The sequence below is a fragment of the Rothia sp. QJM3NY_36 genome, from assembly GCF_056173115.1.
The window spans coordinates 2,342,705-2,356,648 of the sequence record NZ_CM149658.1 but is presented as its reverse complement, the minus strand read 5'-3'; the positions used below and the strand labels follow the sequence as shown (position 1 = coordinate 2,356,648).

At 68.0% G+C, this 13,944-nt stretch carries 11 protein-coding genes; 10 read left to right on the top strand and 1 reads right to left on the bottom strand.

The window, feature by feature from the left end:
* The first annotated feature begins 74 nt into the window (after positions 1-74).
* The 6 genes from rpsR (at position 75) to AC0VXQ_RS10520 (ending at position 6,789) form a co-directional block, all read left to right on the top strand.
* Positions 75-311, top strand: a complete 237-nt coding sequence (gene rpsR / locus AC0VXQ_RS10545; protein WP_058730491.1) for a 30S ribosomal protein S18 — start codon at positions 75-77, stop codon at positions 309-311.
* Between the two features lie 21 nt (positions 312-332).
* The gene (gene rplI / locus AC0VXQ_RS10540) at positions 333-782 is read left to right on the top strand and encodes a 50S ribosomal protein L9 (RefSeq protein ID WP_058730492.1); all 450 of its coding nucleotides are present in this window, start codon (positions 333-335) and stop codon (positions 780-782) included.
* A gap of 120 nt (positions 783-902) precedes the next feature.
* The gene (locus AC0VXQ_RS10535; protein WP_058730493.1) at positions 903-1,256 is read left to right on the top strand and encodes a hypothetical protein; all 354 of its coding nucleotides are present in this window, start codon (positions 903-905) and stop codon (positions 1,254-1,256) included.
* 313 nt (positions 1,257-1,569) lie between these two features.
* The gene (locus AC0VXQ_RS10530) at positions 1,570-4,209 is read left to right on the top strand and encodes a replicative DNA helicase (protein WP_058730353.1); all 2,640 of its coding nucleotides are present in this window, start codon (positions 1,570-1,572) and stop codon (positions 4,207-4,209) included.
* Between the two features lie 289 nt (positions 4,210-4,498).
* Positions 4,499-6,061 (top strand): LTA synthase family protein, encoded by a 1,563-nt coding sequence (locus AC0VXQ_RS10525; RefSeq protein ID WP_475528661.1) that lies wholly within the window; start codon positions 4,499-4,501, stop codon positions 6,059-6,061.
* A 2-nt stretch (positions 6,062-6,063) separates the two neighbouring features.
* Complete coding sequence (locus AC0VXQ_RS10520) at positions 6,064-6,789, top strand: GTP pyrophosphokinase (protein WP_058730355.1); 726 nt, start codon at positions 6,064-6,066, stop codon at positions 6,787-6,789.
* Positions 6,790-6,860: 71 nt separating this feature from the next.
* Here the strand turns inward: AC0VXQ_RS10520 and AC0VXQ_RS10515 are convergent, their stop codons facing one another.
* Entirely contained in the window at positions 6,861-8,171 is a 1,311-nt protein-coding gene (locus AC0VXQ_RS10515; protein ID WP_058730356.1) for an ISL3 family transposase, read from the bottom strand.
* Positions 8,172-8,408: 237 nt separating this feature from the next.
* Here AC0VXQ_RS10515 and AC0VXQ_RS10510 point away from each other — a divergent pair, with 237 nt between their 5' ends.
* From AC0VXQ_RS10510 to AC0VXQ_RS10495, 4 genes are all read left to right on the top strand, one after another.
* Positions 8,409-9,800 (top strand): SLC45 family MFS transporter, encoded by a 1,392-nt coding sequence (locus AC0VXQ_RS10510; RefSeq protein ID WP_058730365.1) that lies wholly within the window; start codon positions 8,409-8,411, stop codon positions 9,798-9,800.
* A 22-nt stretch (positions 9,801-9,822) separates the two neighbouring features.
* Complete coding sequence (locus AC0VXQ_RS10505) at positions 9,823-12,078, top strand: glycoside hydrolase family 65 protein (protein ID WP_058730357.1); 2,256 nt, start codon at positions 9,823-9,825, stop codon at positions 12,076-12,078.
* Between the two features lie 68 nt (positions 12,079-12,146).
* On the top strand, positions 12,147-13,175 hold the full coding sequence (locus AC0VXQ_RS10500; protein ID WP_058730358.1) for an aldose epimerase family protein: 1,029 nt from the start codon (positions 12,147-12,149) through the stop codon (positions 13,173-13,175).
* A gap of 30 nt (positions 13,176-13,205) precedes the next feature.
* Positions 13,206-13,931, top strand: a complete 726-nt coding sequence (locus AC0VXQ_RS10495; protein ID WP_331279298.1) for an HAD family hydrolase — start codon at positions 13,206-13,208, stop codon at positions 13,929-13,931.
* The last annotated feature ends 13 nt before the right edge of the window (positions 13,932-13,944 follow it).

The following is a 13,944-nucleotide window of genomic DNA, read 5'->3' as shown; positions in this document are numbered from 1 at the left end:
CCCTCCCCTGACACCCACCCATCCCGCGGGGCACGAACCCGCGGGCTCCAACTGAGAGAACAAGGAGCACCACGATGGCCAAGGCTGAACTCCGCAAGCCGAAACCCAAGCAGAACCCGCTCAAGGCTGCTGACATCACCGAGATCGACTACAAGGACGTCGCGCTGCTGCGCAAGTTCATCTCCGATCGCGGCAAGATCCGCGCCCGTCGCGTCACCGGTGTGACCGTGCAGGAGCAGCGCAAGATCGCGCAGGCCGTGAAGAACGCCCGCGAGGTCGCCCTGCTGCCCTACTCCGGCGCCGGCCGCTGATCGAGAAGGAGACCAGAACACATGGCTAAGATCATTCTTTCCCAGGAAGTCACCGGCCTCGGCGCCGCTGGCGACGTCGTCGAGGTCAAGGACGGCTACGCCCGCAACTACCTGTTCCCCCGCGGTCTGGCGACCGTGTGGACCAAGGGCGGGGAGCGCCAGGTCGAGTCGATCCGCGCCGCCCGCGCGGCCCGTGCCCAGCACAACCTCGAGGACGCCCAGGCCCAGGCCGAGCGTCTGACCGGTGAGACCGTCTCCGTGCCGGTCAAGGCCGGGGCCGAGGGCCGCCTGTTCGGCACCGTCAAGCCCGCCCAGATCGCCGAGGCGATCGAGGCCGCCGGCCTCGGTGCCGTGGACAAGCGGACCATCACCATCGAGAAGAGCATCAAGCGCACCGGCCGCCACGTGGTCGCCGTCCGCCTGCACGAGGACGTCGTCGCCTCCGTGGAGCTGGACGTCGTCGCCGCGTAGCACCCGCGCCTGACGCCTGCCGATCCAGGGCCCGCCCCCGCACCCACCGTGGTGCGGACGGCGGGCCCTGGCGCATCCACCCCGCGGATGCTCCCAGCCGCCGATGCGAAGATGGAGCCCATGACCCCCAGCCACACCACCGCCGACGACGCCCGCCCCGGCCGTCCTGGATCCCGCCGTCGCTGGCTGCCCAGCACCCGCCTGTTCGCGATGGGTCTGGGGTTCTGGCTGGCCGCGATGCTGCTGATCATCCTCGGGTTCTTCGGCGGGAACTGGGGGAGCAACCAGGTGATCCTCGCGATCTTCCTGATCTGTCTCGTCGTCTCCTCGATCGCGGCGGCCTTCGCCTCTTTCTTCGCGGTCTTCGGCTTCTTCAAGTACCGACGCCGCCGCGTTCTGAACCTGCTGCTGCTCGTGGTCTCCGTGCTCACCAACCCGGTGCTGGTGTTCATGGTCGCCGCCGCCAACAGCTGACCCTGGCTCCGGCCCCCGCCCCCGCCGGAATCGCGTTCGGGACGGGTTCGTCTCTTCGGGACGGGATATTCCGGTCCCGAAACGACGAACCCGTCCCGAAATCTGGCTTCGGGGCCGGGTCCGAGGGGGCGGGAGCGGGTAGGGTTATCCACAGGATGCGCGCGGCGTCGTCCGCCCCCATCCCCACCGCTGTCCACAGTTTCTGTGGAAGAACGCGGCGAACCTGTGGATGAACCGCCCCGAACGGTGCACATCCGGTGCACATCGGCCCACCGCGGGCCTAACCTGTGGATAACTACGACGAGGAGAGCACGTGTCTGAGGTTGTCTCCGAACGCGACGGCGGGGGCCGCACCCCGCCCCAGGACAACGTCGCCGAGCAGTCCGTGCTCGGCGGGATGATGCTGTCCAAGGACGCGATCGCCGACGTCGTCGAGGTCCTGCGCGGCGTCGACTTCTACAAGCCCGCCCACGAATCCATCTACGAAGCGATCATCGACCTCTACGGCAAGGGCGAACCCGCCGACGCCATCACCGTCGCCGACGAGCTCACCAAGCGTGGGGAGCTCGGGCGCGTGGGCGGTGCCGCGTACCTGCACTCCCTGATCTCCTCCGTGCCCACCGCCGCCAACGCCGGGTTCTACGCCGAGATCGTGCGGGAACGGGCCGTGCTGCGGCGGCTGGTCGGGGCCGGAACCAAGATCGTGCAGCTCGGGTACTCCCAGGACGGCGAGGTGGACGACCTCGTCAACCAGGCGCAGACCGAGATCTACCAGGTGGCCGAACGGCGCACCGCCGAGGACTACGTGATCCTCAAGGAGGTCATCGGGGAGACCGTCGAGGAGATCGAAGCCAACGGCGACAAGGCCGACGGCATGCAGGGCGTGCCCACCGGCTTCTACGAGCTGGACGACCTCACCCACGGGCTGCTCGGCGGGCAGATGATCGTCGTCGCCGCCCGCCCCGCCGTCGGCAAATCCACCCTCGCCCTGGACATCGCCCGCTCCGCCGCCATCCACCACGACATGGCCACCGTGATCTTCTCCTTGGAGATGTCCCGCAACGAGATCGCGATGCGCCTGCTCTCCGCGGAGGCCTCCCTGAACCTCTCCGACCTGCGCCGCGGCTCCCTCGAGGACGCCCAGTGGTCCAAGATCGCCGAGGTCATGGGGCGGATGGACAAGTCCCCGCTGTTCATCGACGACTCCCCGAACATGTCCATGATGGAGATCCGCGCCAAGTGCCGCCGGCTCAAGCAGAAGAACAACCTGCGCCTGGTGGTCCTGGACTACCTGCAGCTGATGAGCTCCGGCAAGAAGGTGGAGTCCCGCCAGCAGGAGGTCTCCGAGTTCTCCCGCTCCCTGAAGCTGCTGGCCAAGGAGCTGGACGTGCCCGTCATCGCCCTGTCCCAGCTCAACCGCGGCTCCGAGCAGCGCACGGACAAGAAGCCCATGGTCTCCGACCTTCGCGAATCGGGCTGCCTCACGGCCGACACCCGAATCCTGCGCTCGGACACCGGGGCCGAGACGAGCATGGGCGAGTTGTACGCCTCCGGCGCCCGGGACGTGCCCGTCTGGTCCCTGGACGAGAACATGCGCTACGTGGAACGGCACCTGACTCACGTGTTCCCCACCGGCAGGAAGCCCGTGTTCCGGCTCAGCCTCGCCTCCGGCAAGACCATCACCGCCACCGCGAACCACCCCTTCTTCACCTACCGCGGCTGGAAGCCCCTCGGTGAGCTGGCCGTCGGGGATCGCCTCGGCGTGCCCCGGCACACCGACGGCCCCACCCAGCGCACCCGGTGGAGCGACGACGAGGTGATCCTGCTGGCGCACCTGCTGGGGGACGGGTCCTTCGTCAAGCGCCAGCCCATCAGGTACGCCTCCGTCGACGAGGAGAACCTCGAGGCGGTCCGTGCGGCGGCGGAGCACTTCGGCGTCACCGCCGTCCGAGACGACCGTCCGGCCGCGCGCGTGACCTCGCTGCGTCTGCCGGCTCCGCATCATCTGACCCACGGCCGCCGCAACCCCATCGCGGCATGGCTGGACGGCCTGGGTCTGTTCGGCCTGCGGTCCTGGGAGAAGTTCATCCCGGCGCCGGTGTTCTCCCTTCCGAAGCGCCAGATCGCCCTGTTCATCAAGCATCTGTGGGCCACGGACGGCTCCGTCACGCTGACGAGGAGCCGACGCTCCGGTAGGATCTACTACGCCTCCACCTCCCGCCGGATGCTGGATGAGCTCAGCCTCCTGCTGCTGAGGTTCGGCATCTCCACGCGCCTGCACCTGACGGCCCTGAAGGGCGAGTACCGGCAGGGATACACCCTGGATGTCTCCGGGCGGGACGACCAGCTGCGCTTCCTCCGGGAGATCGGCGTGCACGGTGAGAGGGCGGGCAACTGCGCGGCGCTGCTGCGCGCACTGGAGGTCTCCACCTCCAACACCAACGTGGACACGGTGCCGGTGGACGTGTGGCAGGACGTGAAGAGGGTGCTGGAGGACCGGGGCATGACCCACCGTCAGTTCCAGTCCGCCATGGGCTCCGCCTACTGCGGCAGCACGTACTACAAGCACGCCCCGTCCCGGCAGAGGATCGGCGCCGTCGCCGCGCTGCTGGAATCCGCGGAGCTGGAAATGCTGGCCGTCAACGACCTCCTCTGGGACCGGATCACGGCGATCCAGCCGATGGGGGAGCAGGAGGTCTTCGACGCGACCGTCCTGGGAACCCACAACTTCGTGGCCAACGGCATCACGGTGCACAATTCGATCGAGCAGGACGCGGACATGGTGATGCTGCTGCACCGCGAGGACATCTACGACAAGGAGTCCCCGCGCGCCGGGGAGGCCGACGTCATCGTCGCCAAGCACCGCAACGGTCCCACCAAGACGATCACGGTCGCCTTCCAGGGCCACTACTCCCGCTTCGCCAACATGGCCGCCGACGCCGGCGGCTTCTGACCCGCGGGGGCGGGGATCCTGCCGGTTTGGGAGCGGTTTCGGTGTTTGGGAGTGTCCTCGAGGCTCCCAAACCACGAAACCGCTCCCAAACGCGGGTGGAGGCGGGTGGAGGGGCACGGGAGCGCGCAGGGGCGCGGGTCACCGGGTCCATCTCACGGCGACATGCTGTTGAACAGCAGGTGACCCCTCATTAGACTTCGATGGGTTCGGCGCGTCCCCGCCATGAATCCGCATGGCCCATCCCGAGGTGTCCCCCGGTGGAGCGCGCACGCGAGGAGGAGAGCACACGATGGCAGGACGCATCGGCACGGCCACCCGCGCCGTCGGGCGGGTGCTCGGCCGGATCCTCGCCTACCTGCTGCTGTGGCTGGGCCTCACCTGCCTCATCGCCGCCCTCGGCATCCGCCACTACTGGGGCCCCATCACCTTCGACCAGCTGCGCACCAACCTCTTCTCCGTGCAGACCGACGGCGGCGGCGGGGCCATCGTCTGGAAGGGCATCCTCGGCGTCGGCGTGCTGCCCGTGGTGGTGACCCTCGCCGTCGCCGGGATCATCGCCTGGCGCCGCCGGGTGGTGCGCCGGCGCATGGCCGACGGCGCCCCCCGCCCGCCGCGCAGCTGGCGCTGGCCCCGCAACATCCTCGCCACGCTCTCGGTTCTGGCCCTGGGCATCGGCGGAACGAGCGCCTTCGCCAGCACCGTCGGCATCCGCGACTACCTGCGCGCCGCCAACTCCCCGTACACCCTGGACGACTACTACGCGGCCCCGACCGTCACCTCCGACGCCGGCAAGCGCAACCTCGTGGTCATCTACCTGGAATCCGGGGAGCAGACCCTGGCCGATGACCAGCTGTTCGAGAAGGACGCCTTCCAGGGCCTGGAGGAGGCCACCTCCGAAGCTGAGGGCTGGCAGTCCATCCCGGACTACCGGCAGTACGACGGCGGGGGGTGGACCATGGCCGGGATCGTCTCCACCCAGTGCGGTGTGCCGCTGAAGGGCGGCTCCGGCTCCAGCTCCATCGCCGACTCCGCGGAGAAGGACGAGAACGCGGCGTACCTGGGCGGGCTGACCTGCATGGGCGACGTCCTCAAGGAGCACGGGTACAAGAACGTGTTCCTCGGCGGGGCCAACGGCGACTTCGCCGCCAAGAGCAAGTTCCTCGGCGGGCACGGCTACGACGAGCAGAAGGACCTCCACGACTGGCGCGCCGCCGGGGAGCCCGAGGAGAACTTCCGCAGCGACTGGGGCCTGAGTGACCAGCGGCTGATGGCCCACGCCAAGGACGAGATCGACCGGCTGCACGCCGAAGCCCAGCACACCGGGCAGCCCTTCAACCTCTCCATGCTGACCCTGGACACCCACGAGCCGGTGCACGTGTTCGACTACTGCTCCGTGGACACCCAGAGCGAGGTCACCTCCGTGTGCGCCTGCTCGATGAACCAGGTCGCCGACTACGTGCAGTACATGAAGCAGAAGGGGTACCTGGAGGACACGGCCGTCGTCATCATGGGCGACCACCTCAAGCACATGAGCGCCGGGGACGCCTTCCACGAGGAGCTGGACGACCACCCGAACCGCACCATCTTCAACCGCATCTGGGTGCCGGAAGCCGACCGGAAGAAGGGCGCCCTGCGCTCCGGGGCGGACCAGCTGAACATGTACCCGACCATGCTCGAGGCCGCGGGCCTGGAGCTGAAGGACCACGAGGCAGGGCTGGGCGTCTCCGCGTTCACCGAGAAGATCCCGGAGGGCTCCGCCCAGTCGCTGAGCCCCGAGGACTACCGGCTGCTGCTGGAGGCCCGCTCCAAGGAGTTCTACGACCGCGCCTGGCAGGGCGCCGGACGGAACTGACCATGGGGGACGTGCTGGGGTCCGAGGCCCTGGATCCGGCGGAGCTGAGCCGGCACCGCAGGACGGTGGAGCGGTTCCTCCTGGAGTACGAGTGCGCCATCGACGAGGTGGAGACCAAGGTGCGCGTGCTGCGTCGGGAGCTGTCCGCCATCCACTCCTACAACCCGATCGAGAGCTTCTCCTCCCGCCTGAAGTCCCTGGACAGCCTGGCCCGCAAGGCCCAGAAGCGCGGGCTGGGCTCCCTGGCGCAGATCCGAGAGTCCCTCACGGACATCGCCGGGGTGCGGGTGATCTGCTCCTTCACCGCGGATGTGTACCGGGTGCGGGATATGCTCTGCCGCCAGGACGACGTGCGCCTGGTGGTGGAGAAGGACTACATCGCCCGCCCCAAGCCCAACGGGTACCGCAGCCTGCACCTGATCCTGGAGATCCCCGTGTTCCTGTCCACCGGGCCGGTGACCGTGCCGGTGGAGGTGCAGCTGCGCACCATCGCCATGGACTTCTGGGCCCGCCTGGAGCACAAGATCTTCTACAAGTACGACGGCGACGTCCCCTCCGGGCTGGTCGCCGACCTCACCCGCACCGCCGACTCCGCCGCGTCCATGGACGGGGAGATGGAGCGGCTGCACCGGGAGATGCAGTCCTTCCGCACCCCCGACGACGAGGCCGAGGTCACCGAGGCCGTGCTGCGCACCCTCACCCGCCTGGCCCGCGGCCTGGGGGACTGAGGGAGCGCTCCGCCCGTTCCGCACACTGACTTGTTCCGCACCGTGAGACGACCGTGGCGGGGAAAACCGGCTCATCGCGAAGCAGAGTGTAGGAGCGGTCTGAATCCGCCGGCCTCGAGCAGACTGCGGGCGATGTAGTGCGTCAGATTCCGGAACCCCAGCGCGATGCCACGGAGATGCTCGAGTCTGCCGTTGATCGCCTCCGTCGGCCCATTGGACGTGCCCGGATGATCGAAGTACGCCAGGATGTCGCCCGCCCGGCGCTTCAACGTGCGGCCCAAGGTGCGCAACTCGATCAACTCGGCGGGCAGGCCCCGTCCCAGCGCGCCGATCAGTCCCCCGAGCAGGGTCTTGCCGGCGGCGCGGTCGGGGTGCCGGTAGGCGGCCACGACGTCCTGGTAGACGCCCCAGGTGACCTGCACGCCGGCGTGCCGGTCGTCGGCGAACAACCGGTCGAGACGTGCGGCCTGCTTGGCGGTGAGCAGGCCCGCCCCGGTGTGCAACGTCCGGCGGGCCGCGTACAACGGGTCCCCGGCCCGACCGCGGTGCCCGGTCGTGTCCTGTTGGACGCGTTGCCGACACCGGTCCAGGACGTCACCGGCCAGTTGGACGACGTGGAAGGGGTCCATGACCTCCACCGCGCCGGGGATCTGCTCGGCCGCCGCGGATTTGAAGCCCGTGAAGCCGTCCATGGCCACGACCTGAACCCGGTCGCGCCACTCGGCTGGGCGGGCGGCCAACCAGTCCCGGAAGACCTTCTTGGAGCGGCCGGCCACCATGTCCAGCAGCCTCGCGGGGCCCGTGTTCTCGCGGACGGGGGTGAGGTCGATGACCACGGTGACGAACGTGTCCCCGTGTCTCGTGTGGCGCCAGCAGTGCTCGTCGACGCCGATCACCGTCACGCCGTCGAACCGGGTCGGGTCGTCGATCAGCACGCGGTGCCCCTCGGCCAGGACGGCGTGGTTCGCGGTGTGCCAGGACACGCCGAGGGCCTCGGCGATGCGGGACACGGAGAGGTGCTGACACACGATTCCTTCGAGTCCCCAGGCCAGTCCGGCCCGGGAGAGCCTCGCCCTGGGCTCGGCGGCCTGGTGGGTGTTCTGCCGCCACACGTGCCCGCACTCGGTGCAGCGGTAGCGGCGGATGTGCACGTGCAGGGTGGTGGGCCGGGTGCCGAAGGGCACGTGGGCCAGCCGGCGGGTCACGGTGTCCCGGGGTGTGCCGTGGGCGCCGCACCGGTGGCACCAGTCGTCGGGGTCGACGACCCGGCAGGCCAGGGTCGCCTGCTCGTCGGTCACGAGCTGGCCGACGGCCTCGAGGCCGAGCTCGTTCAGGCGGGCGAACGTGGTCAGGTCGGGAGGCAAAAAGGTAGCGTGGGACATGAGGGCCTTGTGGTTGAGATCTGGACGTTAGACACCCTGATCTTCTCCCAAGGCCCTCATCCGTACCCAAACGGCCCGATCCTCACCGCACGGCCACTACACCCTCAACTGCGATGAGCCCGTAAAGATTCGGTGGGCTCCGCGATTGCAAGCGCTTACATCACGGTGTACCCTGGGCTCTAGGTTCCGCTTGGTCACCTGAGTGGGCACCGCTTAGTCATACAAGGGGGTGTGAGCATGTCAGGTAAAGTCGTCGAGAGTGCCGGCGCCGTTTCGCCGGCCGAGCCCCGTCATGGGTTGCCGAATCTGCCGGCCGCCACGATCTGGACGTTGAGCCTCGGTTTCCTGGGTGTGCAGATGGCATTCACCCTGCAGAGCTCGCAGATGAGCAGGATTTTCCAGACGATCGGTGCCGACCCCAATTCACTGGGATGGTTCTTCATCCTGCCCCCACTCGCCGGGTTGATCGTGCAGCCGATCGTCGGCGTCTACTCGGATCGGACTTGGGCGCCCAAGCTCGGCGGTCGGCGCCTGCCCTACTTGCTGCTCGGCACGATCGTGGCCGTCATCGTCATGTGCCTGCTGCCGAACGCCGGCAGTTTCGGCTTCGGTTACGCGTCCCTGTCGGCCCTGCTCTTCGGCGCCGTGACCGTGGCCATGCTCGACCTGTCCTCCAACGTCGCCATGCAGCCGTTCAAGATGATGGTCGGCGACATGGTCAACGAGGGCCAGAAGAGCTACGCCTATGGCATCCAGAGCTTCCTGTCGAACCTGGGCGGGGTGCTCGCGGCGATCTTCCCCTTCGTTCTGACCGCGCTGGGAATCGCCAACGTCGCTGCCAGGGGCACCGTGCCGCAGTCGGTCGTGGTGTCGTTCTACGTCGGCGCGGTGATCCTCGTCGGGACCAGCCTGTACACGATCTTCCGGGTCAAGGAGTACGACCCCGCGACGTACGCCCGGTACCACGGCATCGACCCGACGGCTCCACAGGAGCGCGTCGGCATGTTCACGCTGCTCAGGCGCGCTCCGCGGGTCTTCTGGACCGTCACGCTCGTGCAGTTCTTCTGCTGGATGGGCTTCCAGTACCTGTGGACCTACTCGGCCGGCAGCTTCGCGCAGAACGTGTGGAACACCACCGACGTCAGCTCGGCCGGCTACCAGGCGGCCGGCAACTGGTTCGGCGTGATGAGCGCCGTGCAGTCCATCGCGGCCGTGATCTGGTCGTTCGTGCTGGCCAAGATGCCGAACAACAGCCACAAGCTCGGTTACGCGGGCAGTCTGGTGCTGGGCGGGATCGGCTTCGCCTCGATCTTCTTCATCCACGACCAGTACGTCCTCTTCGTGTCGTTCGCGATGATCGGCATGGCCTGGGCGGCCATGATGACCTACCCGCTCACGTTCGTGTCCAACGCCGTCGACGGCGCGCACATGGGCACCTACCTCGGGCTGTTCAACGGCTCGATCTGCCTGCCCCAGATCGTGGCCTCGCTCGCGAGCTTCGCCATCTTCCCACTGCTCGGCAGCGCCCAGCCCGCCATGCTGTTGCTCGCCGGAGTTCTCCTTCTGGTCGCCGCGCTGAGCGTCGCCGCCATCAAGGAGACATCCTTCCACCCAGTTCCGAGCAAGTGAGCGCTTCAGGGAGAACAGGATCATGAAACGCATCTTCGAAGTACACCCGTGGAACGTCGTCTCGCACGAATCGCGCCCGGACGACAAGCGGCTGCAGGAATCGATGACCAGCCTCGGCAACGGATACATGGGCGCCCGCGGGTTCTTCGACGAGGAATACTCGGGCGACACGCTCCCCGGCGTCTATCTCGCCGGGGTGTGGTTCCCCGACAAGACCCGGGTCGGCTGGTGGAAGAACGGCTACCCGAAGTACTTCGGCAAGGCCATCAACGCGGTGAACTTCCTCGGGCTCGGCGTCGTCGTCAACGGACACGCCGTCGATCTGGCGAAGGATGCTGTCAACGACTACACGCTCGACCTCGACATGAGACACGGGGTGCTGACGCGGTCGTTCGTGATCGGTCTGGACGACGCCACGCTGCGCCTCACCTTCGAGCGGTTTTTCAGCGCGGTGCAGGACGAGCTGTGCGTACAGCGCGTGACGATCGACAACCTCGGCCGGGCTCCGGTCGACGCGGTGCTGCGCTCCGCGATCGACGCCGACGTGCACAACGAGGACGCGAACTACGACGAGCGGTTCTGGGAGGTGGTCGGCCGCGATGCCGGCGACGCATCGGTGAGTCTGCTGGCCATCACCAAGGAGAACCGGTTCGGCACCCCCCGGTTCCTCGTCGGCGCCCAGACCCGGGTGGTGACGACGCTCGACCAGGTCTCGACGGAGGACCACGAGCTCGAGGTCGCCGTCCGGTTCCAGGGCACGATCGCCCCCGGCGCCACGGCCCGGCTCGAGAAGCGCACGGTCGTCGTGACCTCCCGGGACTACGCGGGCCGGGAAGAACTGCTCACCGGTCTGCGCGAGCTCTCCGAGAAGGTCGCCACGCAGTCCTACGAGGACCTGCTGGGGGCCCACACCGCCGAGTGGGCGCATCGCTGGGAGTCCGCCGATGTGACCATCGAGGGCGACACCCCTGCCCAGCAGGGCATCCGGTTCAACCTGTTCCAGCTGTTCTCGACCTACTACGGCAAGGATCCCCGACTCAACATCGGTCCGAAGGGCTTCACGGGGGAGAAGTACGGCGGCGCGACCTACTGGGACACCGAGGCGTTCGCCGTGCCGGTCTACCTCGGCATCGCCGATCCCACGGTGACCCGCAGCCTCCTGCAGTACCGCTACGACCAGCTCGACGGTGCCCACGTCAACGCCGAGGAGCAAGGCCTCGCCGGGGCACTGTTCCCGATGGTGACCTTCAACGGCATCGAGTGCCACAACGAGTGGGAGATCACGTTCGAGGAGATCCACCGCAACGGTGACATCGCGTTCGCGATCTACAACTACACGAAGTACACGGGCGACACGTCGTACGTGCTCCACGAGGGCAGCACGGTGCTCACCGAGATATCGCGGTTCTGGGCGGATCGGGTGCACTTCAGCAAGCGCCGCGGGAAGTACGTGATCCACGGCGTCACGGGTGCCGACGAGTACGAGAACAACGTCGACAACAACTGGTACACGAACTACCTGGCCCAGTGGACGCTGCGCTACACCCTGGAGATCCTCGACCAGGTCGACCCGGCCCAGGCGGCGCTCCTCGCCGTCGACGCCGAGGAGCGTGCCACGTGGCGCGACATCGTCGCGCGGATGTACCTGCCGCACGACGAGGAACTCGGCATCTTCGTGCAGCACGACGGTTTCCTCGACAAGGACCTCGAGCCGGTGTCGGCGATCCCCGCCGGTGAGCGGCCGATCAACCAGCACTGGTCGTGGGACAAGATCCTGCGTTCGCCGTACATCAAGCAGGCCGACGTCCTGCAGGCGGTCTGGTACTTCATCGACGAGTTCACGGTGGACGAGAAGAAGCGCAATTTCGACTTCTACGAGCCGCTCACGGTGCACGAGTCGAGCCTGTCGGCGTCGATCCACTCGATTCTCGCGGCCGATCTGCACTACGAGGACAAGGCCGTCGAGATGTACGAGCGCACGGCCCGGCTCGATCTCGACAACTACAACAACGACACGAACGACGGCCTGCACATCACGTCGATGACCGGTGGCTGGCTCGCGATCGTCCAGGGCTTCGCCGGCATGCGGGTCCGTGACGGTCGGCTGCGTTTCGCGCCGTTCCTGCCGAAGCGGTGGCAGCAGTACCGCTTCCGCCAGCTGTTCCGTGGCCGTCTGATCGAGGTCACGGTGAACGAGTCCGGCACCTCGCTCGCGTTGCTCCACGGCGAGCCGATCACCGTCGAGCTCCACGGCGAGCCGGTGGAACTGACCGCCTGACGATCGACGATCGCCGGTGTGGGTGGCGGCCGCACGCGGCGCCACCCACGCCATCAAGGAGCGTTGCCATGGACGTACAGGAACAGGACTACGGTGAAGTCGCCGGCCGGCCGGTGACGCGCTACGTGCTCTCGAACGACCACGGGACGAGCATCGCGATCCTGAGCTACGCCTGCCTCTGGCAGTCGTTCGGTGTCCTCGAGGACGGCGTGCGCCGGGAGCTCGTCGTCGGTTTCGACCGCCTCGAGGACTACGTCGCGACGCCCTACGCGGTGGGCAAGGTCGTCGGGCGGGTCGCGGGGCGCATCGCCGAGGCCCGGTTCGACCTCGACGGCCATACCGTCCGGCTCGACGCGAACGAGGGCGCCAACACCCTGCACGGGGGGAGCCATGGCCTCCAGGACCTGGTGTGGCCGGGCCGCGTGTACCACGAGGACGGCGCGGTCGCCGTCCGGTTCCACCGCCGGGTGACGCCCGCGTACGACCGGTTCCCCGGCACGCTCGACGTCGAGGTCGAGTACCGGCTCGATCGGAACGACCAGGTCACGATCACCTTCCGCGGCGAGTCGGACGCCACCACGCTGTTCGACCCGACGTGTCACGTGTACTTCAACGTTGCGGACGGGCAGCCGAGTCTGCGGAACCAGTGGCTGGAGATCCCGGGTTCCGGGCGGCTCGACGTCGATGCCCAGAAGATCCCCACCGGGCGAATCCTCGACACCGGTGGCACCCCGTACGACTTCTCGAGTCCGGTCAACCTCGGCGCTGCGCTCGACGGGTTGTCGGCCGCCACCGGCCGGCCCGAGTTCGACGACGCCTATGCCGTGACCGCCGGAGAGGAGTCGCCCGTCGCCGTCGTCGGCGACGATGCCGGGCACCGCACCGTGTCGGTGTACTCGGACCGCAACGGATTGGTGGTGTTCACGGCCAATCCGCTCGACCCCGCGCGAGCGGATCGCCACGACTACAACGCCCTCGCCCTGGAGGCGCAGACCCTGCCCGACGCCATCCACCACGCCGATTTCGGTGACATCGTGTTGCCGGCCGGAGAGCCTCGCGCCTTCCGGATCCGCTATGCCTACACCCGCAGCGCCTGAGTGCGCACTGCGTGAAAGGACTTGATTCTCGTGGCCGACCTGAGCAATCTGACCGCGGCACTGTTCGACCTCGACGGCGTTCTCACGCCGACGGCCGCCGTGCACCAGGACGCCTGGCGGGAGCTGTTCTCGGCTGAATTCGAGCGCCGAGGGGTGGCGCCGTACCTGCCGGAGGACTACTTCACCTACCTGGACGGACGCAAACGCTACGACGGCGTTGCGGCGATCCTGCACAGCCGGGGCATCGTCCTCTCGTTCGGCGACCCGTCCGACGGCCCGACGGCCGAGACGGTATGTGGCCTCGGCAATAAGAAGAACGCCGTCTTCGCGGCGATCCTGAAGCGGGACGGCGTGGCTCCCTATCCGGGCTCGCTCGCGTTCCTCCAGGCCCTCGACGCCGCCGGTGTGGCCAAGGCCGTCGTGTCGAGTTCGAAGAACGCGCGGCCCGTGCTGGAGGCCGCCGGACTGCTCGAGCGGTTCCCGGTGATCGTCGACGGGGCGGTGGCGGAGGCCGAGGGCATCCCCGGCAAGCCGGCGCCTGACATGTATCTCAGGGCTGCCGAGGCGCTGGGCAGGGTACCTGCCGAGTGCATGGTCATCGAGGACGCCATCAGCGGAGTCGCCTCGGGGGCCGCCGGACACGTCGGAGGAGTGATCGGGGTCGACCGGGGTGTCGGCCGCGACGAGTTGTTCAAGGCCGGTGCCACGCAGGTGGTCGACGATCTCGGGGAACTCGTCGACCAGATTCGCGCCTGACACCCGACGCACG